The sequence below is a fragment of the Sphingomonas sp. H160509 genome, from assembly GCF_024124765.2.
In the GTDB taxonomy this organism is placed as follows: domain Bacteria; phylum Pseudomonadota; class Alphaproteobacteria; order Sphingomonadales; family Sphingomonadaceae; genus Sphingomonas.
Genome location: NZ_JAMXSR020000002.1, coordinates 1784360 through 1800405, shown reverse-complemented (window position 1 = coordinate 1800405; position 16046 = coordinate 1784360). Strand labels below are relative to the sequence as shown.

Annotated in this window: 11 protein-coding genes, 1 tRNA gene and 6 pseudogenes; 10 read left to right on the top strand and 8 right to left on the bottom strand. The window is 67.5% G+C overall.

Annotated features, from left to right (window positions below):
• Positions 1-4: 4 nt before the first annotated feature.
• Genes NHF48_RS10445 through NHF48_RS24975 form a run of 3 tightly spaced genes read right to left on the bottom strand, consistent with a single transcriptional unit; the run spans position 5 to position 1498 of the window.
• Entirely contained in the window at positions 5-637 is a 633-nt protein-coding gene (locus NHF48_RS10445) for a 2-dehydro-3-deoxy-6-phosphogalactonate aldolase (RefSeq protein WP_253071066.1), read from the bottom strand.
• Positions 634-1224, bottom strand: a complete 591-nt coding sequence (locus NHF48_RS10440) for a 2-dehydro-3-deoxygalactonokinase (protein ID WP_342454740.1) — start codon at positions 1222-1224, stop codon at positions 634-636. The genes NHF48_RS10445 and NHF48_RS10440 overlap by 4 nt, the downstream gene beginning before the upstream one ends.
• Positions 1217-1498 carry a 2-dehydro-3-deoxygalactonokinase gene (locus NHF48_RS24975; protein ID WP_342454623.1) on the bottom strand — a complete coding sequence of 94 codons (282 nt, stop codon included), beginning with the start codon at positions 1496-1498 and terminating at the stop codon, positions 1217-1219. Before NHF48_RS24975 ends, NHF48_RS10440 begins: the two co-directional genes overlap by 8 nt.
• A 158-nt stretch (positions 1499-1656) precedes the next feature.
• On the opposite strand from NHF48_RS24975, the gene NHF48_RS10435 reads away from it, so the two are divergent.
• From NHF48_RS10435 to NHF48_RS10415, 5 genes and pseudogenes are all read left to right on the top strand, one after another.
• Positions 1657-2382 (top strand): FadR/GntR family transcriptional regulator, encoded by a 726-nt coding sequence (locus tag NHF48_RS10435; protein WP_107954384.1) that lies wholly within the window; start codon positions 1657-1659, stop codon positions 2380-2382.
• Between the two features lie 31 nt (positions 2383-2413).
• A pseudogene (locus NHF48_RS10430) lies at positions 2414-3356 on the top strand (Gfo/Idh/MocA family protein).
• Between the two features lie 457 nt (positions 3357-3813).
• Positions 3814-5454: pseudogene (locus NHF48_RS10425) on the top strand (DEAD/DEAH box helicase); the annotation flags it as partial.
• 232 nt (positions 5455-5686) lie between these two features.
• Positions 5687-5884: pseudogene (locus tag NHF48_RS24970) on the top strand (helicase-related protein); the annotation flags it as partial.
• A 76-nt stretch (positions 5885-5960) separates the two neighbouring features.
• Complete coding sequence (locus tag NHF48_RS10415) at positions 5961-6623, top strand: TRCF domain-containing protein (RefSeq protein WP_253071065.1); 663 nt, start codon at positions 5961-5963, stop codon at positions 6621-6623.
• Positions 6624-6633: 10 nt separating this feature from the next.
• Here NHF48_RS10415 and NHF48_RS10410 read toward each other — a convergent pair whose 3' ends face one another.
• The gene (locus NHF48_RS10410; RefSeq protein ID WP_342454622.1) at positions 6634-7191 is read right to left on the bottom strand and encodes an N-formylglutamate amidohydrolase; all 558 of its coding nucleotides are present in this window, start codon (positions 7189-7191) and stop codon (positions 6634-6636) included.
• Between the two features lie 4 nt (positions 7192-7195).
• Positions 7196-7447, bottom strand: a pseudogene (locus NHF48_RS24965) (N-formylglutamate amidohydrolase); the annotation flags it as partial.
• Between the two features lie 144 nt (positions 7448-7591).
• Between NHF48_RS24965 and cpdR the strand changes: the two are divergent.
• Together cpdR and NHF48_RS10400 are read left to right on the top strand one after the other, a co-directional pair.
• Positions 7592-7970, top strand: a pseudogene (gene cpdR / locus NHF48_RS10405) (cell cycle two-component system response regulator CpdR).
• Positions 7971-8015: 45 nt separating this feature from the next.
• Positions 8016-8090, top strand: a tRNA-Val gene (locus NHF48_RS10400).
• Positions 8091-8971: 881 nt separating this feature from the next.
• On the opposite strand, the gene NHF48_RS10395 is transcribed toward NHF48_RS10400, so the two are convergent.
• Positions 8972-11305, bottom strand: coding sequence for an L-dopachrome tautomerase-related protein (locus NHF48_RS10395; RefSeq protein WP_253071064.1), 2334 nt, complete (start codon positions 11303-11305; stop codon positions 8972-8974).
• Between the two features lie 241 nt (positions 11306-11546).
• Here NHF48_RS10395 and NHF48_RS10390 point away from each other — a divergent pair, with 241 nt between their 5' ends.
• On the top strand, positions 11547-11993 hold the full coding sequence (locus NHF48_RS10390; RefSeq protein WP_253071063.1) for a hypothetical protein: 447 nt from the start codon (positions 11547-11549) through the stop codon (positions 11991-11993).
• Between the two features lie 59 nt (positions 11994-12052).
• Here NHF48_RS10390 and msrB read toward each other — a convergent pair whose 3' ends face one another.
• Together msrB and NHF48_RS10380 are read right to left on the bottom strand one after the other, a co-directional pair.
• Positions 12053-12502, bottom strand: a complete 450-nt coding sequence (msrB, locus tag NHF48_RS10385; protein ID WP_107961427.1) for a peptide-methionine (R)-S-oxide reductase MsrB — start codon at positions 12500-12502, stop codon at positions 12053-12055.
• A 16-nt stretch (positions 12503-12518) separates the two neighbouring features.
• Positions 12519-13280 carry an SDR family NAD(P)-dependent oxidoreductase gene (locus tag NHF48_RS10380; RefSeq protein WP_253071062.1) on the bottom strand — a complete coding sequence of 254 codons (762 nt, stop codon included), beginning with the start codon at positions 13278-13280 and terminating at the stop codon, positions 12519-12521.
• A gap of 160 nt (positions 13281-13440) precedes the next feature.
• Between NHF48_RS10380 and NHF48_RS10375 the strand changes: the two genes are divergently transcribed.
• A complete protein-coding gene (locus tag NHF48_RS10375; protein ID WP_253071061.1) occupies positions 13441-13905 on the top strand; it encodes a DUF4126 family protein in 465 nt (154 codons plus the stop codon).
• 48 nt (positions 13906-13953) lie between these two features.
• Positions 13954-16018, top strand: a pseudogene (locus NHF48_RS10370) (TonB-dependent receptor).
• The last annotated feature ends 28 nt before the right edge of the window (positions 16019-16046 follow it).

Here is a 16046-nt window from a genome sequence, read left to right as displayed (position 1 = left end):
CGCGTTACCCTGCGTTCAACGCCGTGATGAATCCGGCCGCCCGCGCGCTGACGTCGTCTGCGGTCATGCCCGGCGCATACAGTGCCGAGCCCAGACCGAATCCTGCAGCGCCGGCGGTGCGCCATTCCGCCATGCGTTCGGGCGTTATCCCGCCGACCGGCAACACGCGCGTACCCTTGGGGAGAACCGCGCGCATCGCCTTGAGCACTGCCGGGCTCGCGGCCTCGGCGGGGAACAGCTTCAGCGCGGCGGCGCCGGCCTCAAGCGCGGCGAACGCCTCGGTCGGGGTGGCGATGCCGGGGAGCGCGACATAGCCGCGCTCCGCCGCCGCCGCGATCACGTGCACATTGGCGTTGGGGGCGATGATCAGCGTGCCGCCCGCCGCACCGACGGCCTCGACGTCCTCGACCCGCAAGACCGTGCCTGCGCCGACGATCGCCCGTCCCTCCAGCTTGCGCGCCAGCCGGGCGATGCTGTCGAGCGGATCGGGCGAGTTCATTGGCACTTCGAGGATCGTGAAGCCCGCCTCGACCAAAGCCTCGCCGATCGCCTCGACCTCGTCCGGCTTCACCCCGCGGAGGATCGCGATCAGCGGGCATTTCGCGAAGGCGTCGTCAAAGGCTTGGCGGTTGGTCATGCTGCAAGATCCTGGATGCGAGTGATGCCGGCGACGAACGCGGCCTGACTGTCTATATGGTGCGAGTGGCCGCCGAGCGCATCGATCGCGCTGGCGTACAGCGTGCCGAGGGCGGCGTCGGCAAGGATGTGGACGGTCGTGCCTGGCTCGATCCGCGCCGCGGTATCGGCGCCGATCAGCAGCCCGCTCGCGAACGAGGCAGCGTGCGCATCGTCGGCGATCCCGAGTACGCCGCGCGCGCGGATCGCGAACAGGCTCGCGGCAAGATCGCGTTTCGCGCCCTCCGCGACGCCTTCAAGGAACGCCGCGCCCGGCTCGACCGGATGGCCGAGCTGGCGCGACAGGACGCCGTGTGCGCGGAGCAGGGCGAACAGCTCGCCGGTCATCGCCGTGGTGAACCGCGTGATCCGCCCCTTGTCCAAGGTCGCCCATTTGCAATGCGTGCCCGGCTGGCAGAGCAGTGCGCCGGGCGGCACCAGCCCGGCGGCGACCGCGCCGAGCAATTGCACTTCCTCGCCGCGCATCACGTCGGCGTGCAACCCGTCGCGGTATGACAAGCCGGGCACGATCGCGGTCCGGTCATCGATCCGGTCGAGCGCGGCGGCAACCTCTGCAAGTCCTGCGGGGGGCGGCGACGTAGGGCACGCTACGCCAGCCGATGTTCGATCCGACCATCCCCGCGAGCAGCATCGGCAGGTCGCCCAGCCGTTCGCGGATACCCGCGACCTCGGCGTCGTACTCGTCGGCCGCTACGGCCGCGGCGCCGCGGTCGTCGCGCTCTGTCGCAACGACGGCACCGTCCTCGATCCGGAACGCACGCCGATTTGTGGTGCCCCAGTCGACTGCAATGAAAGGCTGCATAACTCTACCTCGACGTCGTCGCAGGCCCTGGTTTGGCATGCCCGCGGTCCGCGCTATCGCCATTTGTACGATGAATGCGGCATGCCTTCCACCGGATAACGTTCCGACGCGTTGCAAGACGCGTGACACCAGGAGCGCGTTGCGCCAAAACCCGGCCGATGGCGACCGATACGACAGACACCGACGTTCTTCCGGCCACCGCGATCTTGGGCCGTAATCTGACGCATGGGATGCTCGATACGCTCGGGCGGGCGATCGTCACCGGACGCTATGAAAACCGTCCGTTCCCGACCGAAGCGGAGATCGCCAAGACGCATGGCGTGAGCCGATCGGTGACGCGCGAGGCGGTCAAGATGCTGACTGCGAAGGGCCTGGTCAGCGCGCGGCCGCGGCAGGGGACCGTCGTGCAACCCGCAAGTTCCTGGAACCTGTTCGATACCGACGTGCTGCGCTGGACGCTGGAGCGCAAGTTCTCGGTCGAGTTGTTGCGGCACTTCAACCAGTTGCGCGTCGCGATCGAGCCGGAGGCCGCGGCATTGGCGGCGCGGTTCGGCGACGCCGCGGATGAGGCGGCGATCCGCAACGGACTGGCGCAGATGGAAGCGGGCGAGGCGGGAACGACCGATCCGCTCGAGGCCGACATCGCGTTTCACATGGCGATCCTCCGGGCGTCGAAGAACCCGTTCTACGCGCAGTTCCAATCGGTGGTCTCGACCGCGTTGCGGACGTCGATCCGCTTCACCAACCGGATCAAGGGCCGTTCCGCCAATATTCCCGATCACGCCGCGGTGGCGGACGCGATCATCGCACGTGACCCGGCTGCGGCACGGATCGCGATGACGCGGATCATCGGCGACGTGCTGACGCTGATCGGCGACGAGTAAGCACCGTTATACTGTAACTGAGAGGGTTTTAATGGCGACCGAGGCAAAGTCCGCAAAGCCGATCCGGCTGGCGATCATTGGCGTTGGCAAGATCGCACGCGACCAGCATCTGCCGGCGATCGCGAACGATCCGCGATTTGAACTGGTCGCGGCGGTCAGCCGTAATGCGGTGGTCGACGGCGTCGATAACTACCACGACATCGCCGAACTGCTCGCGGCCGGGCATGACCTGGATGCCGTGTCGATCTGCACGCCGCCGGTCGGACGGTCCGCGATCGCGATGGCGGCGCTCGACGCCGGACTGGACGTCATGATGGAGAAGCCCCCCTGCCGCGACGCTGTCCGAGGTCGCGCGGATCGAGGCGCATGCGGTTGCCGCTGGTCGTTCGCTGTTCGCGACCTGGCATTCGCGCGAAGCGGCCGGCGTCGCGCCGGCGCGCGCGTGGCTCGCCGATCGCACGGTCGAGCGCGTCACGATCGCATGGCGCGAGGATATCCGGCGCTGGCACCCTGCTCAGGACTGGATCCTGGAAGCGGGCGGGTTCGGCGTGTTCGATCCCGGCATCAACGCGCTGTCGATCGTGACCGAGATCCTCCCCGGCGACTGGGTCGTGCACCGTGCGGACCTGCACGTGCCGGAAGGCCGGATGTCGCCGCTGGCTGCCGATATCGATCTCACCTGCGGCGACATCCCCGTGACGGCGGCGTTCGACTTCCTCCACGAAGGGCCGCAGCAATGGGACATCGTCGTCGAAACCGATGACGGTACGCTCAAGCTGAGCATGGGCGGCGCGATCCTGGACATCGACGGCACGGTCACCGAGGCCACGGATGCCGAATATCCCGGGCTCTATGCCAAGTTCGCGGCGCTCGTCGGTTCGCGCTCCCGCGACGTGGACGTAACACCGCTGCGGCTCGTGGCTGACGCGTTCCTGGTCGGACGGCGCACGATCGTTCCTGCCTTCGAATGGTGATCGAATACCCTGATCGAGGATAGTATCGCCGGAACGCACGCTGCCGACACCACGTTCATCTTCGAAAGAAGGATGCGTATCGGTGCTTCAGGTCAGTCAAGACGTCGAGAATGCGGATATCGCGCCAGCGATAGCGGCGAAAACTAGCGCGGTAGCGCCGCTGGCGGCGGCGATCGTCGAGCGCTTGTCCGGCGGGAACCTCGTCTACGTCGCGGCGGACGATCAGCGAGCGACGGAGATCGCGACCATCGCGGCGGCGCTCGCGCCAGATGCGTTGGTCGTCCACGTGCCGTCGAGCGATGCGCTGCCGGGCGACGACGCGCCGGCATCGCCTGCCAATGTCGGACGTCGGGTTGCGGCGTTGCGACGGCTGCGCGCGGGATCCGAGAGTAAGGCCGCACCGATCCTGGTCGTCACGACTGCCGAGGCGACTGCGGTACGCTATCCGCCGCCGCCGATGTTCGACGTGGCGCCACCGCGGCTACAGGTCGGCGATCCGATCGATATCGAGGCGTTTGCCGAAATCGCCGAGGAGGTCGGCTACCTCACCGACGATCGGATCGACGAACCCGGCGAGATCGCGGTTCGTGGTGGCGTGATCGACGTGTTCCCCGCCGATCGCGAGACCCCGGTCCGGATCGAATTCGCCGATGGCCGCATCACGGGGTTGCGTGATTACGATCCGGTGTCTCAGCTCGGCTTGGGCGACGTCGACGTCGTCGAGATAGGTCGCGCGACCGAGCCTGTGGTCGAGAAGGGCGTGTCGATCCTCGCGCACCTACCGGATGCGGCGATCGCGTTCGACCGGGATGCGGAAAAGCGGCGCGATCGGTTTCTTGCCATCGCCGCGGATGGCCTACCCCGACGTCGTGCCTCCGCCGATCTGGTCCTCGACAAAGTCTGGGCAACCGAAATCGCGAAACGTGAAACGGCCGCGTTCGACGTCGGCGACGATATGCCCCCGCGATTCATCGAACGGCGCGATCCGGCGCGTGCGTTCGCCCGGTTTGCCAAGGACGCGCTCGCGGATGGGCGTCTGCTCGTCGTGGGATCGCCGCGCGACCTGCGGTTCCTCCAGCCCAGGCTCGAACGAGCGGCGAAGATCACCTTCACGTCGGTCGATCGCTGGACGGACGTCGTGTCGGCCAGGCCCGGCACCGCGATGTTGCTGGTCGCCCCGATCGATCGCGGGTTCGTCGCAAGCGGGACCGCGGTCGTTGCCGGCGCGGACCTGCTCGGTGGGCGCGCGCGTGGAGACGAGATCGCGGGCGGCAGCGCGGGCATGTTGCCGGGACTGACGAGCGAACTGCGATGCGGCGACGTGATCGTCCACGAGGAGTTCGGGATCGGCGTCGTCCGCGGGCTCGAGATGCTGCCGGGGACCGACGGCGACGCGATCGTCCTGGAATATGCCAAGGAAGGCCGCCGCCTGGTGCCGGTGCGCGAGGCCGACCGGATCTGGCGGTATGGCGCGGAGATCGACGCGGTCACGCTCGATTCGCTCGACGGCGCGTCGTGGCAGAAGCGGCGTGGCGCGATCGATGCCGCGATCGCCGAAAGCGCGCGGGATCTGGCCGCGATCGCTGCGGAACGCGACGCACGGACGACCGATCCGATCGAGCCCGACCGTGCCCGGTACGAGAAATTTGCCGCCGGCTTCGCGTTCACTGAGACACCGGACCAAGCGAGGGCGATCGCGACGACGCTGGCGGACCTTGCGAGCGGCCAGCCGATGGACCGGCTGATCATCGGCGATGTCGGCTACGGCAAGACCGAGGTCGCGTTGCGTGCCGCTGCTGCCGTCGCACTGGCCGGGCGCCAGGTGGCGATCGCCGCGCCGACGACGGTGCTGGTCCGCCAGCATATCGAGACGTTCTCGAAGCGGTTCGAAGGGACCGGCGTGGCCGTCGCCGGCCTGTCGCGGCTGTCGAGCACTGCGGAGAAGGCACGGGTTCGGGCGGGGCTTTCGGACGGATCGATCGGCGTCGTGATCGGCACGGGGGCGATCGCCGGCAAGGGCGTCGCATACAAGGATCTCGCGCTCGTCGTGATCGATGAAGAGCAAAGGTTCGGTGCGGCCGACAAGGCCAAGATGCACGCGTTGGGGGCGGGGCATGTCCTGACGCTCAGCGCGACGCCGATCCCGCGGACGCTGCAATCCGCGATGATCGGGCTGCAGGGGCTTGTCGGTCATCGCCACCCCGCCGGCACGTCGCCAGCCGATCCGTACGTCGGTGGCGCAGTTCGACGACGCGACGGTGCGCGCGGCGCTGCGTCGCGAACGTGCGCGAGGCGGACAGAGCTTCGTCGTCGTGCCGCGGATCGACGACATGGCGCCGCTTGCCGCCAAGCTGGCCAAGCTCGTGCCCGAACTCGGGTTGGTGCAGGCGCACGGGAAAATGCCGGCGGGGGAGATCGACGAGGCGATGGTCGCGTTCGCGGCGGGCGACGGCGACGTGCTGCTCGCGACCAACATCATCGAGGCCGGGCTCGACGTGCCGCGCGCGAACACGATGATCGTGCATCATGCGGACCGGTTCGGGCTGTCGCAGCTGCATCAGTTGCGTGGACGCGTCGGTCGCAGTGGACGGCGGGGGGCAGGTGATGCTGCTGACCGACGGCGAGGCGACGATCGCCGAGGCGACGCTCAAGCGGTTGCGCACGCTCCAGGCGTTCGACCGCCTGGGCGCTGGGTTTGCGATCAGTGCGCGCGATCTCGATCTCCGTGGTGCGGGCGATCTGGTCGGCGAGGCACAGGCCGGTCACATGAAGCTGATCGGGATCGACCTGTACCAGCATCTGTTCGGTCGCGCGTTGCGGCTGGCGCGGATCGACCGCGAGGGCGGTGCGCCGATCGACGACTGGATTCCCGAGCTCCACCTCGAACTGGGCGGCAGTCTTCCCGAAGCGTGGATCCCCGAAATGGAGGTGCGGATGTCGCTCTACGGTCGCCTTGCGCGGCTGGAGGACGTCTCGGCGCTCGACCTGTTCGAGGCGGAGCTCGACGATCGGTTCGGCAAGGCGCCCGAGGCGGCACTGCGACTGTTGCAGGTGGCGCGTATCCGGATGATGGCGCGTGAGGCGGGCGTACGACAGATCGACGCCGGTCCCGCGGCGATCGCGTTCACGCCGCACGATCGGACTGCGGCGAAACCGCTCGACGATCTGGTCGAGAAGAACGGGCGCTGGATCGCCGCCGAGGGCATTGCCGACCCGATCACGCGGGCAGGGCGGATCGAGGAACTGCTGGACGCGCTGATCGGCTAGGCGCGTTCGGTCATTCGGCGGCCGCGGCGAGCGGTACGGGCAAGGCCTCGTCGGTGAGCGCCGCCAAGATCGCGCGGACCAGATCGACCACGCGCGCGAAGCCGGCGCCGGGCGCGTGGAGCTTGCGATCGAGATACAGCGTGCGGTCCAGTTCGAACTGGATCGCATGAACGTTCGCGGCCGGGCACGCATGGCGTTCGAGGATATGGCCCCCCGCATAGGGCGCGTTGATCGCTGTAGAGAAACCGCGCGCGACGCACTCGGCTTCGATTCGCGCGATGAAGCGTGGCTCGGCGGAATGCCCGAACCGGTCGCCGATCACGATCCGCGATCCACCCGGCCCGAGCGGCGGCATCGAATGCACGTCGAGCAACACCGCCACGCCGAATCGATCGTGCGCGGCCTTCAACGCCGACGCGAGTGCCGCATGATAAGGACGGTGATCGTTGGCGATCCGCGCGGTGACGTCGGCATCGGTGAACCGGCGCGCCCAGAGGTCGCCTGCCCCCCGATGCGCGGCGCGGGACGAGCCCGAGCCCGCTGCGCAGCTTGGCGGATTGCTGGGCAAGCGGCATCGACTGCGCACCCTCGTCGAGCAGCGGATCGCGTTCGTCCTCGCGCCGGTTGAGATCGATCCAGGCGCGCGCGCGGGTCTGGACGATCGTCGTTTGATCGGTCCGTGCGGCGCGCGCCACCGCGTCGACGAGCCGGTCCTCAAGCGGCAGCAGCCCGGCAAGCGGCACGCGCAACGCCGTCTTGAGCGCGAGCGGATAGTCCCGGCCTGCGTGCGGGACGGACACCACTACCGGGCTCACGGGCGGCATTGCGCCCAGGCGCTCGAAGGAAGAAGACTGCATCGCACCACGCTAGGGGCCAGCACCTGGCATGGGCAATCGACCTGGATATGTTAACCATTTTCAGGGTAGGGCGGCCGCGGAATGTGCGTGTGAAAACGGGACTTTAGATCGATGTTACGAATTCTGCTGGCCGAGGACGATCAGGTCATGCGCGAGTATCTGACTCCGGGCGCTCGAACGCTCCGGCTATGCCGTGACTGCGGTCGACCGCGGGACGGCGGCGATTCCGTTGCTCGAAACCGAGACGTTCGATCTGCTGCTGACCGATATCGTCATGCCCGAGATGGACGGCATCGAACTGGCGCAAAAGGCGGGCGAGATGTGCGCGGACCTGCGCGTGATGTTCATCACCGGCTTTGCGGCGGTCACGTTGAAGGCCGGGCGGGCGATGCCGCAGGCGCGCGTGCTGTCCAAGCCGTTCCACCTGCGCGACCTGGTCGCCGAGGTCGATCGGCTGTTCGAGATGGATAATGTCACGGGCATGCATTGAGGGGCTTGCACGCCGCGAAGAGCGCGGCTAGTGGAGCCCTCCGGCGGGCGTGTAGCTCAGTGGTAGAGCACTGTGTTGACATCGCAGGGGTCGCAAGTTCAATCCTTGCCACGCCCACCATTGAAAACCCCGCTAGTCCCATGGACTAGCGGGGTTTTTATTTGCCCGGAGCGCAAGCGGGGTCCCCGAAGGGACCCTCGTCTTAGGCGGGTATCTGGTCGATTTTCGCGGTGTTTTCGGCCTTGATGCCGTTCTCGCCGTGCCGCAGCTTCGACAGCGCCTGATAGACCTGTAGGCGCGCGCGCATCACCGAACCCAGCGGACGATGCGCCGCGAGTGCGTGCGCGGGGCGGAACGTCATCACGTCGTCGAAATACCGGACGCGGGCGGCGCTATAGGCTTCCTGCCGGGGGATGCGGATCGTTCCGACCGTCAGGTAGCGGCTGTCCTCCTCGGGCCAGTCGACCGACGTATCCTCGATCGGCTGCGTCTCGGCGTTCGCCCAGAGCTGTACGCGCAGTTCGAAGACCGCGGCGTGTTCGCCAAAATAGCGGACGGCGGCATGACGGAAACCGTCCTCATCCTGCTTCGGGTCGAGTTCCCAGTCCTCCAGTGCAGCCTGTTCGGGCGAGGCGGGGAAGGCGCCTAGCTTGGCGACGTAATCGCCGTAGCGGATCGGACATTGGCTGAAATACGGTTCGGCGAGCGGATGGCTGAACGGGTGGCCGAAAAAGTCCGCCTTGGGGCTCTCGGTGCCGACCGCGTGCAGCGCCTTGTTCACGTTGCGTGCGAGGCTGGACACCGCGCTCTTGAAGCCCTCCGGCAGTGGCACTGCCGCACCGATCTTCTTGGCATCGCTCAGGAACCCCTGCGCAGTGCCGGACGGAAACGTCGTGCCCGTCGCGAACACGAAATCCTGCGTGTCGGCATCGTGGCCCGACAGCTTGTCGCCGGGTACGTCGAAGATCTTGATCGCCATGCCGCGGTGCGTCGAGACGCGGTCACCGAGCGTCTCGCCCGGCCCTTGCGCGAAGCGGATCGCGACGGGGTGCATGCCGGGCGTCGCGAACATGCCTTGCGCGAGTTCGGGCGGCAGGCCGGGCGCGATCGTCAGTTCGCCGATCACGCACGCCGAACTCTTCGCGTGGCTCGCGCGGACCGCATGGCCCCTCGCGCTTCTCGACGGTTTGCGTCTGCTGCGACATGCCCTGGATGATGCCGTCGATCGACTCCTGCTCGTCGGGCTGGGTCGTCTCGATGTCGTCGTTATAGCGGAGATAGGTCATGTCGGGCCTCACTTTGCGGGGGGCGAACGAGAACAGCTCGGTCTTGAGCGACGCGGGCGCACCGGGCTTGAACCAGTTGGTGTCCTGGATGTGGCTGGCGGTGACGTAGATGCGGCCATCCGGACCTTCCGAGAACGTATCGGGCCAGCGCAGGCGAGCGTCGGTCAGTACCGGCTCGACATGATCGCCGACCAGCCGGGTGATGCCGTTGTTCACCGGCGACGTCAGGTAGAGCGTACCCGCCTTGCTCATCCACAGGCCGTCGGCGACGTGGGTCTGCGCGACGGTCTTCACGCCCGCGGCCCGCGTCGCCTCGCTGACGCCGTCACGCAGCAGCGTGGTGTCGATCGAGTAGAGCGTCTTGCCGGTGAGTGCCTGGTAATAGAGCGTCTTGCCGTCGTTAGAGATCGCGATGCCATCCGCGGCGAACGCGGGCTGGCGACCGTCGGGGCGAACGAGCGGCTTGCCGTCGGTCATCACCTTCACGGTCTTGTCGATCTGCGTCGAGCCGTGGCCGTCGAGCGCGCGGAAGCCCTTGCCGGTTTCGAGATCGATGACGATGATCGCGCCACGCGTACCGGAATCGGTGATGTAGCCGGTCTTGCCGTCGGGCGAGAAGCGGATGTCGTTGAGGTAGGTGCCCTGCAACGCGACGTCGAGCGGCACCCTGATGACCTTTGTCACGCGGTTGGTGGCGAGGTCGACCTTGACCAGCTTGGGTGCGCCTTCGAGGATCTTCTCGTTACCGGGCGCGCCGGGATCGAGCACCCAGAGGTTGCCGTGGCCGTCGGGGACGATCGACTGCACGCAGACGAAATAGTCGCCGACCGGCATCTCCGCCGACTTGGCGTTGCGCCAGCTGTTCCACTTGGCGTCCGGATAGGCCTTGAGCGAACCGTCCTTCATCACCTCGGCGACCGAGATCGGCGCGTCGTCGGTCCAGCGGGGGAAGTTGACGAAGCGGCGGCCGTCGGCGGTGACGGCGACGCCGGTTGCCTGATGATCGAACTGCGCGACCTGGGTGAGCGGTCGACCGCTGGTCTGCGATGCGGTCTGCGCGCTGGCGACGCCGATCGCCGCGGCGGCGACGACGGCGATCGCGGCAGCGCCAGCGAGGAAGGGCTTGGTCTTGGACATGATAAGGCTCCGGTCGGTGGTGTCGGACAGGTCGGCGGGATTGCCGGTGAAAAGCTGGATGAGATGGCGCGCGACCGCGTCGGGGGCTTCGCGCTGGATGAAATGGCCGACGCCGTTGAGCGTCACGAACGCGAACGGGCCGGTGAACTTGGCGGGTACCGTGGTGCTCGCCGATGGCGGGTTCACGCCGTCGACCGCCCCCTGGAAATACATCGTCGGCAGCGAGAGCGTCTTGGTCGCCTTCACCTTGTCCTCGAGCCACTGGCTGCGCGGATCGGGCTCGACTTCGTTCCAGCGCGCTCGGTAGCTGTGCAGCGTGACGTCGGCCCAGTCGGGGTTCTCGAACGATCGTGCGACGCGGGCGAAGGTCGCCTCGTCGAACCAGCCGGGGGGCGACCAATTGACCCAGTGGATGTGTGCAAAGCCCTTGTGGTCGTCGCGAACGGCCTGCGCACCGCGCGCGGTGGCCATGAACCAGTGATACCATTGGCGCTGCGCCTGCTCGAACGGCGGCGTCGGCATGCCGCCGAGACGGGGCGGCGTCGCGAGCATCGCCATCCGCTCGACGCGGTCGGGCCAGCCGACTGCGAGTGCCTCCGCGGTGTTCGAGCCCCAGTCGTGCCCGGCGACCATGAAACGCCCGATCCCTAGCCCATCCATCAGTGCGATCATATCCATCGCCAGGATCGCGCTGTTGCCGGCGCGCGGTGCATTCCCGACGAACCGGGTTTCGCCGAAGCCGCGCAAGGTCGGCACGATGGTCCGCAACCCGGCCGCATTTAGCGCGGGGACGACGTCGTCCCAGGTCGATGCATCGTCGGGCCAGCCGTGGATCAGCAGGACGGGCTGGCCGTCGCGCGGCCCGGTATCGGCATAGGTGATTTGAAGATCGTCGGTGGTCTGGATTGGCATGATGGTCCTCGTCGGATCGGGGCGTCGGGATTGTGGTGGACGCTCATGGTGGAGCGAGCCGACGCGAAAGGGTCCTGGTATCGAAACAGTCTCGGGAGGCTGCTGTTCCGGCGGCTAAGCCAATGATTCGCAAAGGCGATCGGGCGGCGCGACGTGGTGGGCCGATTTGCGATCCGCGCGTTGTGGACGGCAGAACTTCAGGAGCACGACGATGGATTTAAGTAGGGCGGATTCGCGACGTATGGCCGGCGCGGTCGCAGGTGGCCTGGTGGCCGGGCTGGGCATCACCGCGCTGTTGATGGCGGGCGAGCGCAAGAGCGGCGAACCGTCCGAGATCGTGACGCTGGAACGCAAGACCGCGGAAAAGATGGGCATCGATACGCCGGCCGCGGATGCCCTGCCGTCGTCGCGCGAGCAGGCCGTAACGCAGGGTGGTCACCTCTTGCTGTCTGCGGCGGCGGGTGCGGTCTATGCCGCGACCGTCGACGAGGAAGCGTCGGTCGTTGGATCGGGCCTGATGTTCGGCGCGGCGTTCTATGCGGCGATGCATTGGATCACGGGGCCGTTGCTTGGCGTAAAACCGCCGGAGTGGCAGGCCGATGCGAAGACGATCGGCATGCACAGCGTGAACCACGCGGTGTTCGGGCTGATCACGGCGCTGGGTGCGAAGCTCGCGACCCGGCGCTGAAGAGAAGTCTCGTCAAGACGTGACGGTGTGTCCGTGCGGCACACCGTCACGCGCCATCGTCAGCCTGCCGCGTCGACCTGCGGCAGGTAAGCGGCATACCCGTTGGCTTCCATCTCGGCGCGCGGGACGAACCGCAGCGACGCCGAGTTGATGCAGTAGCGCAGGCCGCCCTTGTCCTGCGGGCCATCCTCGAACACGTGGCCGAGATGGCTGTCGGCACCCGCCGAACGGATCTCGGTGCGGACCATGCCGTGGCTGCGATCGTGGAGTTCGGCGACGTGCTCGGGCGTGATCGGCTTGGTGAAGCTCGGCCAGCCGCAATGCGAATCGAACTTGTCGGCGGATGCGAACAGCGGCTCGCCCGAGACGATGTCGACGTAGAGACCGGGCTCGCGCGTGTTGAGATACTCGCCGGTGCCGGGCCGCTCGGTGCCGCTCTGCTGCGTGACGTGGAACTGCTCGGGGGTGAGCTTGGCGATCGCTTCGTCGGTTTTCTTATAGTCGGTCATGGTGATCCTCTCGCGCTCAGGAGAGCGCCGGTTGGCCGTTCGAGGCGGACAGGCCGCCGTCGACCGGCAGGTTGACCCCGGTTATATAGTGCGCGTCGGCGCTAGCCAAAAACGCGATCGCACCGGCGATGTCTTCGGGCTGTGCGCCGCGTGCCATCGGGATGCGCTCCTCGAACTTCGCGATCAGGTCGGGCTGGTCCTTCATGCCCGCTGTCAGCGCCGTGTAGGTGAGCGACGGATTGACCGCGTTGACGCGGACGCCGTGCTTCGCCTCGTCCATCGCGAGCGCGCGGGTGAAGTTGGTGACGGCGCCCTTGGCGGCGCAGTAGAAGCTGTGGTTCCAGTCGCCGCCGAGGCCCGATACGGACGAGACGTTGACGATGCAGCCCTTGTTCGCGCGCAAGGTGCCGATCGCGGCGCGGCTCATTTGGACGACGCCGTAGAGGTCGGTCTCGATGACCTTGGTGAATTCGGCGAGGTCGCCCTCGTCGAGCTTGCCGAGATGGTCGACGCCGGCATCGTTGACGAGCACGTCGATGCGGCCGAACTTGTCGACCGCGCGGGCGACCAGCGCCTCGCAGGCGGCCATGTCGGAAACGTCGGTTTCGACCGTTTCGACGGTCGTGCCATCGAGGCTGGCGGCGACCTTCGCGAGGCCGTCCGTGTCCTTGTCGCCTAGTACGAGCGTTGCGCCTTCCGCGGCAAAACGGCGTGCGGCGCCTTCGCCGATGCCGGAGGCGGCGCCGGTGATCACTATGATCTTACCATCGAATCTCATCGATCTATGTCCTGAAGCGTTGGGGAGATACCGCGATGAACGACCGACATGCGTACGGGTTTCCTTGCTGAATCAAGGAGATCGCCCGTTCTCCCCATTGGCGGACCCCGGCTGGTCTCGCGCGCGTTAATGCGTTCGAACCTGTTTTTCGGAGATCATCATGCTCGCATCCTTCCTGATGGGCCTCGTCGGTGGCCAGCGCGCGATGACGCCGCTCGCCGCGGTCGCCATCGCCGCCGCTCGCGACGAACTGCCCGCCGACAATGGTGCGCCGAAGCTGTTGGCGCATCCCATCGTCGCGGCGGGTGCGCTGGCGCTCGCGATCGGCGAGATGGCGGGGGACAAGCAGAAGACCGCGCCCGACCGGATCGTCACGATCGGCCTGGCCGCGCGGTTCGTCACGTCGGCGATCGCGGGCGCGTCGCTCGTCCCGCGACGGCAGCGGTGGATCGGTGCCGCGGTCGGCGGACTGACGGCGGTGGCCGCGTCCTATCCGGGCTGGCGTGCGCGGATGGCGGCGATGTCGCAGTACGGCCAGACGCCGACGGGGTTCGTCGAGGATGCGGCGGTTCTGGTGGGTGCGGCGGCGATTGTGCGCAACGCGGCGAAGCTAGGCGCGGCCTGACGTCGGAGGCGTATTCCGGGCGGGCGGAAAAGCTGCCATGCGGCGACGATGATCCGTATCTCGCTCTCTACGCTCGCCTTCGTGTTGATTTCGTCCGGTGGCGCGGTCGCGCAGACGATGGTCGCGCCCGCCGACCAGCAGGCTGACATCGTCGTCACCGGGCGCGGGCTTGCCGATGCGCCCGGCGATCGTGCGTACGACATCGTCACGATCGATCGCGACCGGATCCAGGCGAATGCGAGCAATCGGCTGGAGAGCGTGCTGGCCGACGTCGCGGGGCTCCAGCAGTTTCGCCGATCTGATTCGCGCAGTGCCAACCCGACTAGCCAAGGCATTTCGTTGCGCGGGATCGGCGGCAATGCGTCCAGTCGCGCGCTGCTGATCTTCGACGGTGTGCCGCAGGCGGATCCGTTCGGCGGCTGGGTCGCGTTCCCTGCGTACGCGACGGGGCGGTTCGGGGGCATTCGCGTGACGCGTGGTGGCGGGAGCGGGTATCAGGGGCCGGGGGCGCTGGCGGGGACGGTCGAGCTCGAAAGTGCGACGCCGGATCAGGCGGCGCCTTTCCAGGGCAGTGTCGCGTATGGCAGCCGGGATTCGGTCGATGCTCAGGGGTCGGCTGCACTGGTACGCGGATCGGGGTTTGCGACCCTGTCCGGCGTTTACACGCGGGGGGATGGCTTCACGCCGACCGTCGAGGAGAGTCGGGGGATCGTCGATCGCGCCGCGCCGTACGAGCAGGCGTCGGGGGCGCTGCGGACCGTCGTCGGGATCGGTGCGAAGACCGAATTGCAGATGAACGCGAGCGCGTTCACCGATCGGCGCGACCGAGGGAGCGACTTCACCGACAACAAGAGCGAAGGCGCGGATGCGAGCGTCCGGCTGGTCGGGCGCGGCCGCTGGGGGTATTCAGCGCTGGCGTATCTGCAGACGCGGGCGTTCGCGAGCAGCTTCAACAGCATCAATGCCGCGCGGACGACCGCGATCCAGTCGTTGAACCAGTATAATACGCCCGCCACCGGGCTCGGCGGACGGATCGAGATCGCTCCGCCGCTGGGCGAGAGCATCACGCTGCGGCTGGGGGCGGACGTTCGCGACGTCAGCGGGAAGACGCAGGAGCTGTATACGTTCGTCAACACGGTGCCGACGCGGCGGCGCGAGGCCGGCGGGAGCACGACGACGACGGGTATGTTCGCGGATGGAAGCCTTGTCGCGGGCGACTTCACGTTCAGCCTGGGTGGCCGGGTCGACTGGTGGTCGATCGACGGTGGCTATCTGTCCGAGCGACCGCTGGCGGGCGGAGCTGCGTTGACCAACCTGCGCTATGCGGACCGCGACGGCAGCGAGACGACCGGGCGCGGGGGCGTAGCGTATCAGCCAGTCGAGGCGATCACGTTGCGGGCGGCCGGGTATCGCGGGTGGCGATTGCCGACGCTCAACGAACTGTATCGGCCGTTCCGCGTCGGCAACGATGCGACCGCGGCGAACGCGCTGCTGTCGCCGGAGCGGCTGACGGGGGTCGAGGGCGGAGTGACGCTGACGCCAGCGCCGGGCGTGAGCATCGCCGCGACCTATTTCTACAACCGGTTGAAGGATGCTGTGGCGAACGTCACGACGACCACGCCGCCGCAGGTGTTGCCGGGGGGTGACGACCTACAGGGTTCGCCAGAACCTCGACGCGATCCGCGCGCATGGGTTCGAGCTGGATGCGTCGTATCGGCCGGGGCCGTTCGGCGTTCAGGCGTCGTGGTCGCATACGAATTCGAAGGTCAAGGGATCGGGTATTACGGCTGCTCTCGACGGTTTGCGGCCGGCGCAGACTCCGCGCGATCAGGTGTCGGGGACGGTCGACTGGCGACACGACGCGGCTGCGCTGTCGCTGACGGTGCGGCACATCGGCCGGCAGTTCGACGACGACCAGAATACGCGGGTGCTCGATCCGGCGACGACGCTGGATGCCTATGCGGCGTTGCCGATCATGCGCTCGCTGGTCGCCGAGGTTCGCGGGGAGAATTTGTTCAACGAGCGCGTCGAGGCAGGGATCAGCGGCGCGAACATCGTCGAGCGCGCTACGCCGCGGACGATCTGGGTCGGGCTGCGCTACGGGCTTCGGTAAGAGTCAATCCGCCCGCAGCCAGGGAAAG

Coding starts and splice junctions, on each gene's coding strand:
- NHF48_RS10445 (WP_253071066.1), bottom strand. CDS start 637: ATGACCAACCGCCAAGCCTTTGACGACGCCTTCGCGAAATGCCCGCTG.
- NHF48_RS24975 (WP_342454623.1), bottom strand. CDS start 1,498: ATGCAGCCTTTCATTGCAGTCGACTGGGGCACCACAAATCGGCGTGCG.
- NHF48_RS10435 (WP_107954384.1), top strand. CDS start 1,657: ATGGCGACCGATACGACAGACACCGACGTTCTTCCGGCCACCGCGATC.
- NHF48_RS10415 (WP_253071065.1), top strand. CDS start 5,961: ATGCTGCTGACCGACGGCGAGGCGACGATCGCCGAGGCGACGCTCAAG.
- NHF48_RS10395 (WP_253071064.1), bottom strand. CDS start 11,305: ATGCCAATCCAGACCACCGACGATCTTCAAATCACCTATGCCGATACC.
- NHF48_RS10390 (WP_253071063.1), top strand. CDS start 11,547: ATGGCCGGCGCGGTCGCAGGTGGCCTGGTGGCCGGGCTGGGCATCACC.
- msrB (WP_107961427.1), bottom strand. CDS start 12,502: ATGACCGACTATAAGAAAACCGACGAAGCGATCGCCAAGCTCACCCCC.
- NHF48_RS10380 (WP_253071062.1), bottom strand. CDS start 13,280: ATGAGATTCGATGGTAAGATCATAGTGATCACCGGCGCCGCCTCCGGC.
- NHF48_RS10375 (WP_253071061.1), top strand. CDS start 13,441: ATGCTCGCATCCTTCCTGATGGGCCTCGTCGGTGGCCAGCGCGCGATG.